This is a genomic window from Curtobacterium sp. BRD11, from assembly GCF_031844345.1.
Classification (GTDB): domain Bacteria; phylum Actinomycetota; class Actinomycetes; order Actinomycetales; family Microbacteriaceae; genus Curtobacterium.
Genome location: NZ_JAUZUZ010000009.1, coordinates 116,860 through 130,219, shown reverse-complemented (window position 1 = coordinate 130,219; position 13,360 = coordinate 116,860). Strand labels below are relative to the sequence as shown.

The 13,360-nt window shown below is 74.5% G+C and carries 14 protein-coding genes; 9 read left to right on the top strand and 5 right to left on the bottom strand.

Translation table 11 applies throughout. From position 1 onward, the window contains the following. The first annotated feature begins 131 nt into the window (after window positions 1–131). The 3 genes from Q9R28_RS16610 (at window position 132) to Q9R28_RS16600 (ending at window position 1,965) form a co-directional block, all read left to right on the top strand. Entirely contained in the window at window positions 132–302 is a 171-nt protein-coding gene (locus tag Q9R28_RS16610) for a CsbD family protein (RefSeq protein WP_311206653.1), read from the top strand. Window positions 303–367: 65 nt separating this feature from the next. Beyond that, window positions 368–1,555 (top strand): Asp23/Gls24 family envelope stress response protein, encoded by a 1,188-nt coding sequence (locus tag Q9R28_RS16605; RefSeq protein WP_311206652.1) that lies wholly within the window; start codon window positions 368–370, stop codon window positions 1,553–1,555. Beyond that, window positions 1,552–1,965, top strand: coding sequence for an MFS transporter permease (locus Q9R28_RS16600; protein ID WP_251155789.1), 414 nt, complete (start codon window positions 1,552–1,554; stop codon window positions 1,963–1,965). Before Q9R28_RS16605 ends, Q9R28_RS16600 begins: the two co-directional genes overlap by 4 nt. A 27-nt stretch (window positions 1,966–1,992) precedes the next feature. Here Q9R28_RS16600 and Q9R28_RS16595 read toward each other — a convergent pair whose 3' ends face one another. From Q9R28_RS16595 to rimK, 4 genes are all read right to left on the bottom strand, one after another. Next, window positions 1,993–2,967, bottom strand: a complete 975-nt coding sequence (locus Q9R28_RS16595; RefSeq protein WP_311206651.1) for an NAD-dependent epimerase/dehydratase family protein — start codon at window positions 2,965–2,967, stop codon at window positions 1,993–1,995. Further along, complete coding sequence (locus Q9R28_RS16590; protein ID WP_311206650.1) at window positions 2,964–5,726, bottom strand: alpha/beta fold hydrolase; 2,763 nt, start codon at window positions 5,724–5,726, stop codon at window positions 2,964–2,966. Before Q9R28_RS16590 ends, Q9R28_RS16595 begins: the two co-directional genes overlap by 4 nt. After that, window positions 5,723–6,796 carry a 3-oxoacyl-ACP synthase III gene (locus Q9R28_RS16585; RefSeq protein ID WP_209685962.1) on the bottom strand — a complete coding sequence of 358 codons (1,074 nt, stop codon included), beginning with the start codon at window positions 6,794–6,796 and terminating at the stop codon, window positions 5,723–5,725. Before Q9R28_RS16585 ends, Q9R28_RS16590 begins: the two co-directional genes overlap by 4 nt. Before the next feature lie 68 nt (window positions 6,797–6,864). After that, window positions 6,865–8,043 (bottom strand): 30S ribosomal protein S6--L-glutamate ligase, encoded by a 1,179-nt coding sequence (gene rimK / locus Q9R28_RS16580; protein ID WP_058727301.1) that lies wholly within the window; start codon window positions 8,041–8,043, stop codon window positions 6,865–6,867. Window positions 8,044–8,111: 68 nt separating this feature from the next. On the opposite strand from rimK, the gene Q9R28_RS16575 reads away from it, so the two are divergent. Together Q9R28_RS16575 and Q9R28_RS16570 are read left to right on the top strand one after the other, a co-directional pair. Next, complete coding sequence (locus Q9R28_RS16575) at window positions 8,112–8,573, top strand: RimK/LysX family protein (RefSeq protein ID WP_311206649.1); 462 nt, start codon at window positions 8,112–8,114, stop codon at window positions 8,571–8,573. Between the two features lie 199 nt (window positions 8,574–8,772). Next, window positions 8,773–9,444, top strand: a complete 672-nt coding sequence (locus Q9R28_RS16570) for a peroxiredoxin-like family protein (protein ID WP_209685816.1) — start codon at window positions 8,773–8,775, stop codon at window positions 9,442–9,444. Between the two features lie 105 nt (window positions 9,445–9,549). On the opposite strand, the gene Q9R28_RS16565 is transcribed toward Q9R28_RS16570, so the two are convergent. Continuing rightward, window positions 9,550–10,104: a TetR/AcrR family transcriptional regulator gene (locus Q9R28_RS16565; RefSeq protein ID WP_209685818.1), complete on the bottom strand. Its 555-nt coding sequence runs from the start codon at window positions 10,102–10,104 to the stop codon at window positions 9,550–9,552. Window positions 10,105–10,127: 23 nt separating this feature from the next. On the opposite strand from Q9R28_RS16565, the gene Q9R28_RS16560 reads away from it, so the two are divergent. From Q9R28_RS16560 to Q9R28_RS16545, 4 genes are read left to right on the top strand one after another with little or no spacing between them, the layout of a single operon-like run. Beyond that, the gene (locus Q9R28_RS16560; protein ID WP_311206648.1) at window positions 10,128–10,547 is read left to right on the top strand and encodes a hypothetical protein; all 420 of its coding nucleotides are present in this window, start codon (window positions 10,128–10,130) and stop codon (window positions 10,545–10,547) included. Further along, on the top strand, window positions 10,484–11,356 hold the full coding sequence (locus Q9R28_RS16555) for a hypothetical protein (protein WP_311206647.1): 873 nt from the start codon (window positions 10,484–10,486) through the stop codon (window positions 11,354–11,356). Before Q9R28_RS16560 ends, Q9R28_RS16555 begins: the two co-directional genes overlap by 64 nt. 10 nt (window positions 11,357–11,366) lie before the next feature. Then, entirely contained in the window at window positions 11,367–12,635 is a 1,269-nt protein-coding gene (locus Q9R28_RS16550) for a sensor histidine kinase (RefSeq protein ID WP_311206646.1), read from the top strand. Beyond that, window positions 12,617–13,324, top strand: coding sequence for a response regulator transcription factor (locus Q9R28_RS16545; protein ID WP_209685824.1), 708 nt, complete (start codon window positions 12,617–12,619; stop codon window positions 13,322–13,324). The genes Q9R28_RS16550 and Q9R28_RS16545 overlap by 19 nt, the downstream gene beginning before the upstream one ends. The last annotated feature ends 36 nt before the right edge of the window (window positions 13,325–13,360 follow it).

Genomic DNA, 13,360 nt, shown 5'->3' with positions numbered 1-13,360 from the left:
GACGCCACCCGGCGGACGACGCCGGACACGAACGCACCACCAGCACCACCGCAACCCGGTCGGACGAGGCAGATCGAGCCTCCCGACCGTCACCACCGGGCACCAGCCCACGAGAGAGAAGGGAACCCACCATGGGACTCGACGACAAGATCAAGAACGCCGCACAGGACCTGACCGGCAAGGCCAAGGAGGCCTTAGGCAACGCGACGAACAACGACGAGAAGGTCGCAGAGGGCAAGAAGGACCAGGCCGCTGCGAGCGCCAAGCAGACCGGCGAGGACGTCAAGGACGTCTTCAAGTAACAGCGGACCACGGCCGTCGCTCCCCGAGGGGAGCGACGGCCGTCCTGTTCACAGAGGAGGAAGCCATGCAGCACGATCCGAACGCCCGGACGCAGATCACCGAGGTCGACCTGCCGCCCGAGCTGACCACCCCGCTCCCCGAGGATGCCGGGCCCCTGGTGGTCGCCGCCCGCACCGCGGCGGAGACGGCGCTCGGCGTGCCGGGCGTCCACCACCTGGGCGGGCTCGTCGCCCGCGCCGCCGACCGCGTCCGCTCGCAGCTCGGCCGCACCGCCGGAGCGCCCGGGGTGCAGGTCGACGACAACGACGGCACGCTCGACGTGACCGTGTCCGTCGTCATCAGCTACCCGCAGCCGGTCCGCGAGGTCGCCGAGGAGGTCCGCCGCCAGGTGGCCGCCGCGGTGTCGCAGCTCGGCGCCGGACAGCCCACCACGGTCGACGTCCGCGTGCTCGACGTGCACGGACCCTTCGACGACGAGCCGACCCCCGTCGACCGGGCCCGGGAGGCCGTGGGCGATGCGGTGGACCGCACGAAGGAGGCCGTCTCGGGTGCCGCGGAGGACGTCCGCGGCGGTGCCGCCGAGGTCGCCGAGCGTGCACGGGACGCCGCGCAGGACGCGGCGGGTGCCACGCGCGAGGCCGCCGGTCGCGCACGCGACGCCGCCGGCGACGCCGTCGACCGGGCACGGGAGACCGCGGGGGACCTGCGCGAGCGGGCGTCCGACGCCGTGGACACCGCGCGGGCGAAGGCGGCCGACGCCGTCGACACGGCGCGCGAGACCGCATCCGACGCGGCGGAGCGTGCCGCGGAGAAGTCCTCCGACGCCGGCGACGCGGCGAAGCAGGCCGTCAGCGCGGCGAAGGACGCCGCGGCGGACGCCTCGCAGGAGGTCCGCGACCGTGCCTCCGGTGCTGCCTCGGCAGCGACCGACGCCGCGGCCGACGCGGGCGCAGCGGCCTCGGACGCCGCCGACTCCGCAGCGACCGCGACGCAGGACGCGGTGACCGCGACGCAGGACGCAGCGGACGGTGCACGTCGCGAGGGCAGCACCGACGCCGACGAGCCGTCGGTGGAGAGCGCACCCGCCGCGGACGAGCAGGTCGCCGACGCGCTGGACGAGGCGGCCGACCGCATCGAGCACGCCGCGGACGTCGTCCGCGACGAGGCCGACGCCCGCCACGACCAGGCCGCCGCCCACCGCAGCGGCAGCGGCGACGGCGACGGCGACGGCGACGGCGAGGCACAGCGATGACCGCGTGGGCGGGACGCCGGGGCACCACCGCCCGGCGTCCTCGCCCGCGCGGCGTCTGGACCACGTCGGGCATCGGCATCGTGCTGGTGCTCGCCGTGGCCCTCGGCGGGTACCTTCCGCTCGTCGGGTTCCTCGGCGGCGTGACCGCCACCACGGCGGGGCTCGTGCCGTTCCCGTTCGTCCGGATCGCCCTCGTCACCGTGCTCGGCCTGGTGGTGGTCCTCGCCCTGCTGCTCTGGGCGCTGACCCGACGGCACACGGTCACGTCGGTGTTCGCCGTCGTGCTCGCGGTCCTGGTCAGCCTCGCGGTCACGGCCTACCCCGTGGTGACGATCGCCATCGCCTCGGCGGACCGCGCGGGCGACGTGTGGCCGATCGTCACCGAGCTCTGGCAGCGCTTCACCGGCTGACGGTCCGCCCACCCGACCGACGGCCGGTCAGTGTCCGGCGGCGGCCGCCAAGCGGGCCAGGCCCTCGTCGATCGTGATCGTCGGGGACCAGCCGAGGTCGTGGCGCGTCCGTCGCTGGTCGAACCAGTGGGCGGTGGACAGCTGCTCGGCGAGGAACCGCGTCATCGGCGGCTCGTCCGCCCCCGGACGCACACGCCACACCGCCTCGACCACGGACCCGGCTGCACGGGCGACGGCGGCGGGCACGTGCAGCCGCGGTGCAGGGACGCCGGACGCGGTGCAGATGCCCGCCAGGAGCTCCCCCACCGGCCGCGGCTCTCCGTTCGTCACGACGTAGGCGTTGCCGTGCACGGCGTCGTCCGCCGCGTGCTCGAGCGCAGCGACCATCGCCGAGGCCGCGTTGTCGACGTAGAGCGTGTCGATGAGCGCGGCGCCCGAGTCGAGGAGCGGCAGCCGACCGGCACGTGCCCGGTCCACGATGCGTCCGACCAGCTGCGTGTCGCCCGGTCCCCACACCAGGTGCGGGCGGACGGCGACGACCGCGAAGCCCGGCTCGTCGGCCGCCAGCGCGAGGAGCTCCGCGGCGCCCTTCGTCCGCGCGTAGTGCCCGCGGGCGGCAATCGGCTCGGCAGGGTCGGCAGCGGCGCCGGCCAGCGACGACCCGGTGTGCGCCACGGACGGCGACGACACGAAGACGAAGCGCCCCACCCCGGCGGCCCGCGCGGCGTCGAGCAGCGCGCTCGTCCCGGCGATGTTGACCCGCGCGAAGTCGGCCGGGTCCCCGGCGAGCGAGACCTTCGCCGCCAGGTGCACCACGGCGTCGACGCCCTCGACCGCGCGCGCGACCGCAGCGGTGTCCGTCATCGTGCCGAGCGAGTCCTCCACACCGTCCACCCGGGACGGCCGACGCTGGAACGTGCGGACGTCGTACCCGGCGTCCCGGACGGCAGCGGCGGTCGCCCGGCCGAGGAAGCCGCTGGCACCGGTGACCAGGACCCTCACGGGCGGGTCATCCGGCCGCCGCCGAGCACCGTCGTCGCCCATCGCGACAGCCGGGCGCGGTCGACCTTCGAGTTGTGCCGGACGTCCGTCGGCAGCACCGGGACGACGAGCACCGCGGCGAGCGGGACCCCGGCGGCGGTGCGGACGGCGGCGGCGAGCTCGGCCGACGCGAGGCCGGGACGCCGGGCTGCGGGGACGGTCTCGACCACGGCGACGACCTGCTGGGTGCCGGACGGTCCGGTGCTCGCGATGCCGGCACGGCCGACGCCGTCGACGCGCTCGATGCGCTGCTCGGGTCCGACGGGTGTCACGACACCGTGCGGGGTCGTCACGACGTGCTGGAGCCGGCCCTCGATCCACAAGCGCCCGTCGGCGTCGAGGTGCCCCACGTCGCCGGTGCGGTGCCCGCGCGGGTCGTCGACCCCGAGCCGCGAGACGCGGTCCGTGCGCCAGAGTCGGTCGTAGTGGTCGCGGACGTGCGGGGCCGCGACGACCACCTCGCCCGTGACGCCGGCCTGCTCCGTGAGGTCTCCGGTCGGTGCGCCGTCGGCGTCGAGCGGCGCGATCCGCACGCGCACACCGACCGCCGGTCGACCGACGCAGATGCCGTCGTCGGGAGCGGAACCCGCCGACCGGATGCCGTCCAGGTCGACGTCCGTCATGAGCAGGCCCTCGGTCATGCCGTAGGGCGTGTGCGCCGCTGCGTTCGGCATGAGGTCGGTGGCAGCCCGGAGGAGCGCCGCGGGCACCGGTGCCCCCGCGGACAGGAACAGACGCACCCGACCGAGGGCATCGCGGTCGCCGGCCGCCAGCGCCGGTGCCGTCGCGACGACGTTCGCCAGCGCTGCGGGTGAGAGGAACACCACGGTCGCGTCCACGGCAGCCACGGCGTGGGCCACCGCGGTCGCCGTCAGCGTGCGCGGACGGGTGACGTCCATGTCCGGGGCCACCGACCGGGCACCGAGGGCGGGACCGAGCAGGGCGAACGGCGCGAAGCCCGCGACCAGCCCCGTGCCGACGCCGACGCCGTACTGCGCCGCGAGGACGTCCCGCACCGCGGTGAGCTGCCCGTGCGTGTAGACGACGCCCTTGGCCGGACCGGTCGAGCCCGAGGTGAACAGGACGGCCGCCGGTGCGTCCGGCGACGGTGCAGCGGGCAGGGCTGCTCCGGCTGCGAGTCGTCGGGCGCCACGTCGGGCGACCTCGGTCAGGGTGTGCTCCACGCCGAGGACCGCTCGCGCGGGGGCCGGGAGCGCGACCGTCGCGATGCGTCGACCCGGCCACCCGAGTACACGCGCAGCTCCGAGACCGGGCAGCGCCCCGATCACCCAGTCCGGCCGGGCGCCGCGGACGGCACGGGTGAGCCCGCGCAGACCGAGGCCGGCGTCCGCGACGACGACCACCGCACCGATCCGGACGCAGGCGTACAGGACGGCCGTCAGGTCGGCCCCGGGCGTGACGAGCAACGAGACGCGGTCGCCGGGACGCACGCCGAGGTCGGCGAGACCGACGGCGACCTCGCGGACACGGCGGGCGAGCAGCCGCCACGAGACCGTCCGCGGGCCGCCGGGAGCGGCCATCTCGACGAGCGCCGGGCTCGCGTCGTCCGCGAGGTCGTCGAGGGCTGCCCAGAGCGGTCGGTCGGTCGCGAGACCCTCGGTGGTCGCATCGGTCGCGTCGGTCGCATCGGTCGCATCGGTCGCGTCGGTCGTCCGGGCGTCGGCCGGGAGGCTCGACTCGCCACCGCCGGGCGCGTGCCCGTCCGGCAGGCGGTCGCCGAGCCAGTCGAGCACCGTGCCCGCGACGTCGGCGTCGTCCGGAAGCAGGTGACCGGCACCCTCGAAACGGTGCACGTCGGCGTGCGGCAACCGGTCGGCCAGGTCGTCGAGGTACCGCTCGAGGAACACCGGGTCACGCGGTCCCCACATGACGAGCGCCGGGACCTCGAGCGCCGCGACACCGGCCGCGATCCGGTCGAGCTCGGTCGCGCTGGGGTGCGCGGCGTCGACGGGGATGTCCGCCACGAACCCGCCGATGCCCCCGCGGCGGGCTGCTCCGCGGTACGGCGCCCGGTAGGCGTCGGCGGTCGGCCGGTCGAGCGTCGGGTGCGCGATGGCGAGCGTCGTCTCGAGGAACGCGGGCGTCAGGACGGTGCCGCGACCGAGCACGCCGGGACGCAGGGCCAGCCGCAGCGGTGCGGGGATCGGGGCGTCGTCGGGCTGGTGCACGGCGGTGTTGCACGTCGCCACGCCCACGACGTGGTCGGGGTGGTCGACCGCCCAGCCGAGCGAGACGACGCCGCCCCAGTCGTGCCCGAGCGTGACGACGGGTCCGGCGAGTCCGAGCTCGTCGGTCAGGGCACCGAGGTCGCGCACGCGGTCGGCCAGGCGGTGCTGGTCGGCGGTGCGCTCCGAGAAGCCCATGTCGAGCTGGTCGACGGCGATCACGCGCCAGGCCGGGCCACCGGCCCGGGCGACGCTGAGCGTGCGGGCCGCGACGGACCGCCAGAGGTAGGACCAGGTGGGGTTGCCGTGCACGCAGAGCAGGGTGCCGACCGGGGTGACGCCGAGCGCCTCGAGCTGACCGGCCGTGTCGAGGAGGTGCCAGGTGCGCGCGGGGTGGTGCGTGCCTCCCGGCCGGCCGTCCGGCGACCCGGGGACGGTGACCAGACGGGACCAGGCCGGGTCGAGTCCGGGCAGGGGCGGCGGGAGCGTCGCCGGGGCCGTACTGGCAGCGACGCGCGGGAGGCCGGACCTCACCAGCGCAGTTCCATCATCGCCGTGTTGATGCCGGAGCCGACGCCGCCCAGGAAGACGCGGTCACCGCGGGTGATGCCGCCGCGGTCGACCTCGTCGGCCAGGGTGATCGGGATCGACGCCGGGCCGACGTTGCCGTAGCGCTGGTAGGTGGTCGGGACCTTCGTGCGCGGGATGCCGATGGCCTCGACGAAGGCGTTCGTGTGCACGTCGGAGACCTGGTGGAGCACGTAGCGGTCCATGTCCTGCCAGTCGAAGTGCGAACGCGCCTCGGTCCAGGCGGCGACGACGAGCTCCATGCCGCCCTTCAGCAGCATCTTCGCGTCGGTGAACATGCCGTCCACGCTGCCGACGCACAGGTCGTACCACTGCGTCGCCGCGCGGGTGACGCCGCCGATGATGCGGTGCCCCTCGGGGTGGACGTCGGACGGGCCGAGCACGGCGGCCGCGGCGCCGGACCCGAGGGTCAGGCTCGCGAACTCGCTCATGAAGTCCTTGCGGTTCCGGCCACCCTGGTTCAGGCGGTCGATCGTGTTGAGCTGCACCTGGTCGGCGTCCTCGCCGTCCACGATGAGCGCGTACTTGATCTGCCCGGAGTCGATCATGCCCGCGGCGACGCTCATCGCGTTGACGAAGCCGAGGCACGCGTTCGCGATGTCGAAGTTGATGGCCGACGTCGGCAGCCCGAGCCCGTGGTGCAGGCGCACGGCGACGCTCGGCTCGAGGTGCGGACGGGTCACCGAGGTGTTGATCAGCAGCCCGACGTCCTCCGGGCGGATGCCGGCCTCGACCATCGCGCGACGGCCGGCGTCGATCGCGGCGTCCTGGAAGGTCTGCCCCTCACCCCAGTTGCGGCGCTCGGTGACACCGGCGACACGCTCGAGCAGACCGGTCGGGAGACGGAGCCGACGCAGCGCCCCGCGGAGCTTCGCCTCGATGTCCGCGGAGGTCGTCACACGGTCCGCGACGGTCGTCGCCACCGACAGCAGCGACACGTTCTGGTGCTTCGCCGTGGCGTTGCCGGGGCGCTCCGGTTCGCTGCTCGTCGACTGGTCGACCGGTCGTTCCGTCATGATCGTCACCGACACATACTTCCGCATCCGACCTGGATGTGCGATCCGGGTGCGCTGGGCGGCACCGGTCAGGCGTCCTTCGGCAGCTTGCGGACCTTCGACCGGCGACGCCGACGGTCCGGGATCATCGACCGCATCTCCTCGAGCTTGCCGAAGCAGAGCAGGCGGTCGCTGGCCTGCAGCTCGACGCCGCTGCGGGGGTTCGGGATCACCGAGGCGCCGCGGTGCAGGGTCAGGACCGTGATGTCCCGGTCCCAGAGCCCGGACTCCTTGATGGTCTTGCCGACCAGGTCCGCGTTCGTGTGCACGAGGAGCTCGGCCACGCCGTAGCCGGTCGAGACGCTGAGGCGCTGACGGACGTCGATCTCCGGGAACGCGACCTGGTTGCCGATGAAGTCGATGATCGCGCCGGCGACGTCGAGGCCCGTCGCACGCTCGATGCCCTCGAGCCCCGGGGAGGAGTTGACCTCCATGACGAGCGGTCCGTCGTTGCCCTCGAGCATGTCGACACCCGCGACGCGGAGCCCCATGATCTGCGCCGAGCGCACCGCCGCCTCCTCGTACTCGGGGCTCAGGGTGACCTTCTCGACGGTGCCGCCGCGGTGCACGTTCGAGCGGAACTCGTCGCCGGAGGCACTGCGACGCATCGCAGCGACGACCCGGTCCCCCACGACCAGCGCACGGATGTCCCGGCCCCGGCTCTCGGAGATGAACGCCTGGATGAGCACGTTCTGCTTCGTGGAGTGCAGCGTCTCGACGATCGACTCGGCGACCTTCGCCTCGGGAGCAAGGATCACGCCGATGCCCTGCGTGCCCTCGAGCAGCTTGATGACGACCGGCGCCCCACCGACGCTGTCGATCGCCCCGCGGACGTCGGCACGGCTGTTCACGAACGTGGTCGCGGGCATGCCGATGTGGTGGCGGGACAGGATCTGGTTCGCCCGGAGCTTGTCGCGCGAGTTCGTGATGCCCGTCGCCGTGTTCGGCGTGTAGACGTCCATCTGCTCGAACTGCCGCACCACCGCGGTGCCGTAGTAGGTGATCGAGTTGCCGATCCGCGGGAGCACGGCGTCGTAGTCGCTGAGCAGCTTGCCCCGGTAGAGCAGGTCGGGCTCGTCCCCGGACAGGTCGATGGCGAACCGCAGGGTGTTGAGCACCTTGACCTCGTGGCCGCGATCGACCGCGGCGGCACGCAGACGCTGCGTCGAGTACGCGTGCGGGGCGCGCGACAGGATGGCGAGTTTCATCGGGGTTGCTCCACGGGGTCGAGACGTCGACGGCGACGCTCAATCAAAGCATGCGACAGGATGGGCACATGGCCCGGAACCCGACGATCGCAGGATGGCGTGAGTGGGCTGCCCTGCCCGGGCTGGACCTGCCCTGGATCAAGGTGAAGCTCGACACCGGGGCGCGGAGCTCGGCACTGCACGCGTTCGACCTCGAGGAGCTCCCCGGCGACCGCGTCCGCTTCTCGGTGCACCCGTGGCAGGACACCGACGCCGACGCCGTCACGCACGAGTGCGACGTGCACGACCGACGGATCGTCCGGAGCTCGACGGGGCACACGCAGGAACGCATCGTCGTGCTGACGTCGATCACGCTCGCGGGTCGCACGATCGACGCCGAGGTCACGCTGAGCAACCGCGACCAGATGGGCTTCCGCATGCTCGTCGGCCGCGAGGCGCTGCGCCAGGGCTTCCTGGTCGACCCCGCGCGGTCGTTCATGGCCGGCCGGGCCCCGAAGGAGATCCGGCGGCGCAACCGCGGTCGCGCCTGAGGCGTGGGGCCGCGCGTTCCGCACCACGGCGGACGGGAGGCGCGGGGCGGGTCGGATCCGCGCCTCCCGTCCGCCGCTCGGGTCGCGCTCCGCAGCCCGGATGACGCTCCGTGACGACGCCCGTTCCCCCGCCGAGGTGACGTGCCTACGCTCCACGCACCGGCCCAGTCGCCGGCGTCCCGGACCCGAGGAGACCGACGTGACCGACCAGACCATCGCCCGCCAGGTGGACGACTTCAACCAGGGCTTCACCACCCAGATCGGCCCGGAGCTGTCCGCGGTCTTCGACGGCGAGCAGGCCGACCTGCGCGCCTCGGGGGTGCCCGACGGGGTCGTCGGTGTCGGCGAGACCGCCCCGGACGCGCGACTCGTCACCCCGACCGGCGACGAGACGTCGTTCGCCGCCGTCCGCGGCTCCACGCCGACCGTCGTCGTCTTCTACCGCGGCGCCTGGTGCCCCTACTGCAACATCACGCTGCGCACCTACCAGCAGGAGCTCCTGCCGGCGCTGCGGGAGCGGGACGTCCAGCTCGTCGCGGTCTCGCCGCAGACGCCGGAGGCCGCCGAGCAGTCGATCGCGAACGGGGAGCTGGAGTTCCCGGTGCTGACCGACCCGGAGAACGTGCTCGCCGGACGCTTCGGCATCGTCACGGAGCCGAGCGACGCCGCGCGGGCGGCGCACACGCAGCTCGGGTTCGACGTCGCCGACAGCAACGCCGACGACACCGCGGCGATCCCGTTCCCGTCGGTCTTCGTGATCGACGCGGACGGCGTGGTCCGCTCCGCTGACGTGCACGTCGACTACACGACGCGCACCGAGGTCGCGGACGTGCTGACCGCGGTCGACGCCCTGGTGGTCCCCGCGCCCTGACCGGCCGCTCGGCGCGGAGCCGACCGGGGCGGACGGGAGGCGCGGGCCGGGTGACGGACGTCCGTCACCCGGACCGCGCCTCCCGACCGCACCGCGGCGCGGCCGTCAGGGCAGGAGTGCGGACGCGACCGCGCGTGCGGTGGCGGAGTCCGCAGCGGGGTCGCGCAGGCGCATCGCCAGCGCACCCGAGACGACGAGCAGCAGCTGCTCGGCGAGCGCCGGGGCACGGTCGCGGACGAGCGGACGAGCCGTCTCCGTCAGCCGCCGTCGCAGGGTGTCGGTCTCGCGGTCGAGGACGGCGCGCAGGTCCTCCGGGGCATCGACGTACTCGGCAGCGGTGCCGAGGAAGGCGCACCAGCGGGAGCCCGTCGGGGTGGACCGGTACTCGTCGAGCGCGTCGAACACGGCGAGCAGGCGGCCGCGGTCGTCGGTCGCCCGCTCGAGGGCACGGTCCCACGTCGCGACCCAGTCGTCGTGTCGTCGGTCGAGCGCCGCGGCGACCAGGGCCTCCTTGCTCGGGTACCCGCGGTAGAGCGTCGCCGACGACACCCCCGCGCGTTCGAGCACCGCGTCGACGGGGGTCGCCGCGATCCCGCGGGTGAAGAACAGTTCCTCGGCGGCGTCGAGCACCCGTTGCTCGGTCCCTGGACGCATCGCCATGCAGCCAGCCTAGGGTCGCAGAAGTGAAACGATCGTTTTCGTTACCGACCTCCGTCCTGCTCGCGAGCGGGCTGGGGCTCGTCGCTGCGACCTACGGCCTGGTGCGCCTGGCGTTCGGGCTCTTCCTGCCGGACGTCCAGCGTGACCTCGGCTTCGGCGCGGACGTCGGCGGTGCGGTGTCCTCGGGCGCCTCGGTCCTGTACTGCACCGGTGCCGTCGTGGGGTTCCTGCTCGCCGACCGCGCCGCCCGGTGGCTCGTCGTGGTCGCGGCGCTCACCGCGGGCCTCGGCGCGATCACGACGGCGGCGAGCGCGACGACCCTCGTCTTCGGGTGGCCGCCGTGGTGGCGTCGACCGGGGCCGGGCTGGCGTCGCCGGCGATGGTGCAGCTGGTCGCCGGCCGGCTCGACGGCGCCGCTCGCGACCGGGCCCAGGCGGTGGTGAACTCCGGGACGGGCCCGGGGCTCGTCGCGGCCGGGGTCCTCGCGCTCGTGCTGCTGCCGGACTGGCGCACCGCCTGGGCCGCCGCCGGCGTGGTCACGCTGCTGGTCGGTGCGGTGGTGTTCCTCGCGGCCGGAAGAAGAGCACCGGACGCGCGCTCCACCCCGGCAGCGGCCCAGCGCTCCGCGCTCCAGCGCCCCGCGGTTCGGCGCCCCGCGCTCCGCGCGGCGCTCCCGGGCCGGTCGTGGTTCGGCGCACAGGTCGTGCCGGTCGTGGTGGCGCTCCTCTTCGGTGCGGGCTCGGCGGTGGTCTGGACCTACGGCCGCTCGGCGCTCGTCGGAGCCGGCGTGCCGAGCGGACTGACGGTCGTCGCCTGGATCGCGCTCGGCGTCGGCGGGGCCTCGGTCGCGGTGACGGCGCGGTGGACGAGCGGGCTGCCCGCTGCCCGCCTGTGGCTGTTGACGACGACGCTCGCCGCCGTCGCGGTGCTCACGCTCGGCCTGCTGCCCCACGTCGTCGGGGCCGCACTGGTGGCGTGCGCGCTGTTCGGGTGGGGCTACACCGCGGCGACGGGCGCGCTCATCGCCTGGACGACCGAGATCGACCAGGGTCACGCGGCCGCGGGCACCGCGCTGCTCTTCGTGGTGCTCGTCGCCGGCCAGGCACTCGGGGCAGCGGCGGCCGGCGTGCTGGTCGGGCCCGCGGGCACGGCGACGACCTTCACCGCGGCAGCCGCCGTCGTGGCGGTCGCTGCCACCACACCGCTCGTCGTCGCCCGGCGGGACCTGCGGCCGGCGGCGCCCACCCGGTAGCGTTGCCCGCATGGGGTGGACGAGGGAGGGGTGGGCCCGGTTGCCCGTCGGACCGCGGGAGCACCGGCAGGACGCACTGCTCGCGCTCGTGCTCGGCGTCGGGTTGGCCGTCACGACCACGCTGTACGGCGCCGCGGGCGTCTACGAGGACGACCAGGCGCCGTGGTGGGTGTCGGCGCTCATGGTGGTCGCGAACGCCGCGCCGATCGCGTTCCGCCGCCGCTGGCCGATGACCGTCGCCGTCGTGTCCGCGCTGGCGTTCGCCGCGACACAGCTGCTCCACGTCCCCGAGATCATCCTCGTCAACTTCACCCTCTTCATCGCGCTGTACACGGTCGGGGCGTGGTGCTCGGACCGGATCCGCGCCGAGGTGGTCCGCTGGGTGATCATCGGCGGGATGTTCGCGTGGGTGTTCCTCGCGCTCTCGTTCGGGTGGGCGGTGCCGAACGCGCTGCCGAACGACGACGACGCCCTGATCCCGCCGTACATCGCGTACTCGCTCGTGAACATCCTCATCAACGTGCTCTACTTCGGCGGCGCCTGGTACGCCGGCAACCGCGCGTGGGCAGCCGCGGTGGCCAAGCACGACCTCGCCGAACGCACCGCGGAGCTCGCCGCCGAACGGGAGCGCACGGCTGCCCAGGCGATCACCCTCGAGCGCGTGCGGATCGCCCGCGAGCTGCACGACGTCGTGGCCCACCACGTGTCGCTGATGGGTGTCCAGGCCGGAGCCGCCCGACGCGTGGTCGGCCGCGACCCGGAGCAGGCGACCGCCTCGCTCACGGTGGTCGAGGACAGCGCACGCACCGCGGTCGAGGAACTCCGCCGGATGCTGGGGACCCTGCGCGAGGACGACCCCGGCGCGAGCGCGACCGACACCGCGCCGAGCACGGCCGGGCTCGGTCGGATGTCGGAGCTGGTCGACGCCGTCCGCTCCTCGGGCCGGGACGCCGGGCTCGTCGTGGTCGGTGACGAGCGCTCGGTGCCGCCGACCGTCGGGGCCGTGGCGTTCCGCATCGCGCAGGAGGCCGTGACGAACGTCGTCAAGCACGCCGGCCCCACCGCCCGCGCGGACCTGCGCCTGCGGTACCTCGACGACGGCATCGAGGTCGAGGTCGCCGACGACGGACACGGCGCCGGCGCGGTCCGCGACCCGGGCGGCAGCGGGCTGGGCCACGTCGGCATGCGGGAGCGCGTCGCCGCCGTGGGCGGTCGCATCGAGATCGGGCCCCGCGCCCGGGGAGGGTACCTGGTACGGGCATGGCTGCCGACGACCTGACGATCGTGCTCGCGGACGACCAGGACCTGGTGCGTGCCGGCTTCCGCGTCATCCTGGAGTCCGAGCCGGGCTTCCGCGTGGTCGGCGAGGCCCCGGACGGCGGCGCCGCGGTCGACGCGGTCGTCGCGCTGCGACCCGACGTCGTGTGCCTCGACGTCCAGATGCCCGGCATCGACGGGCTCGAGGCGGCACGACGCATCGGCGCGCTCCCGGACCCGCCGGCGGTGCTCGTGCTCACCACGTTCGACGACGACGACGCCCTGTTCCAGGCGCTCGAGGCGGGGGCGAGCGGGTTCCTGCTGAAGAACGCCTCCCCCGAACGGCTGATCGACGCCGTCCGCACGGTCGCCGCCGGGGACGCCCTGCTCGCCCCCGACGTCACGCGCCGGGTGATCAGCCGCGCGACCGCCGGGCACGGGCCCACCTGCCCAGCGCACGCCGGCCACACGGCGTCCCCGGTCGACGACGGTGCGGCCGCCATCGCCGCCGCGGGGCTCACCGAACGCGAGGCCGAGGTCCTGCGACTGCTCGCGCGCGGCTGCAGCAACGCCGAGATCGCCCGCGCGCTCTTCGTCGGCGAGGCGACCGTCAAGACGCACGTGTCGAACGTCCTGCAGAAGACCGGCGTGCGCGACCGCATCCAGGCGGTCGTGTGGGCCTTCGAGCACGGCGTCTCCTCCGCGGCCTGACGGACCCCGCTCCCCCGCGCGGTGGAGCCGGGGCGT

Bases quoted from the DNA above. Each gene is read 5' to 3' on its own strand.
- Q9R28_RS16610 (WP_311206653.1), top strand. From the start codon at position 132: ATGGGACTCGACGACAAGATCAAGAACGCCGCACAGGACCTGACCGGC.
- Q9R28_RS16605 (WP_311206652.1), top strand. From the start codon at position 368: ATGCAGCACGATCCGAACGCCCGGACGCAGATCACCGAGGTCGACCTG.
- Q9R28_RS16600 (WP_251155789.1), top strand. From the start codon at position 1,552: ATGACCGCGTGGGCGGGACGCCGGGGCACCACCGCCCGGCGTCCTCGC.
- Q9R28_RS16585 (WP_209685962.1), bottom strand. From the start codon at position 6,796: ATGACGGAACGACCGGTCGACCAGTCGACGAGCAGCGAACCGGAGCGC.
- rimK (WP_058727301.1), bottom strand. From the start codon at position 8,043: ATGAAACTCGCCATCCTGTCGCGCGCCCCGCACGCGTACTCGACGCAG.
- Q9R28_RS16575 (WP_311206649.1), top strand. From the start codon at position 8,112: ATGGCCCGGAACCCGACGATCGCAGGATGGCGTGAGTGGGCTGCCCTG.
- Q9R28_RS16565 (WP_209685818.1), bottom strand. From the start codon at position 10,104: ATGGCGATGCGTCCAGGGACCGAGCAACGGGTGCTCGACGCCGCCGAG.
- Q9R28_RS16555 (WP_311206647.1), top strand. From the start codon at position 10,484: ATGGTGCAGCTGGTCGCCGGCCGGCTCGACGGCGCCGCTCGCGACCGG.
- Q9R28_RS16550 (WP_311206646.1), top strand. From the start codon at position 11,367: ATGGGGTGGACGAGGGAGGGGTGGGCCCGGTTGCCCGTCGGACCGCGG.
- Q9R28_RS16545 (WP_209685824.1), top strand. From the start codon at position 12,617: ATGGCTGCCGACGACCTGACGATCGTGCTCGCGGACGACCAGGACCTG.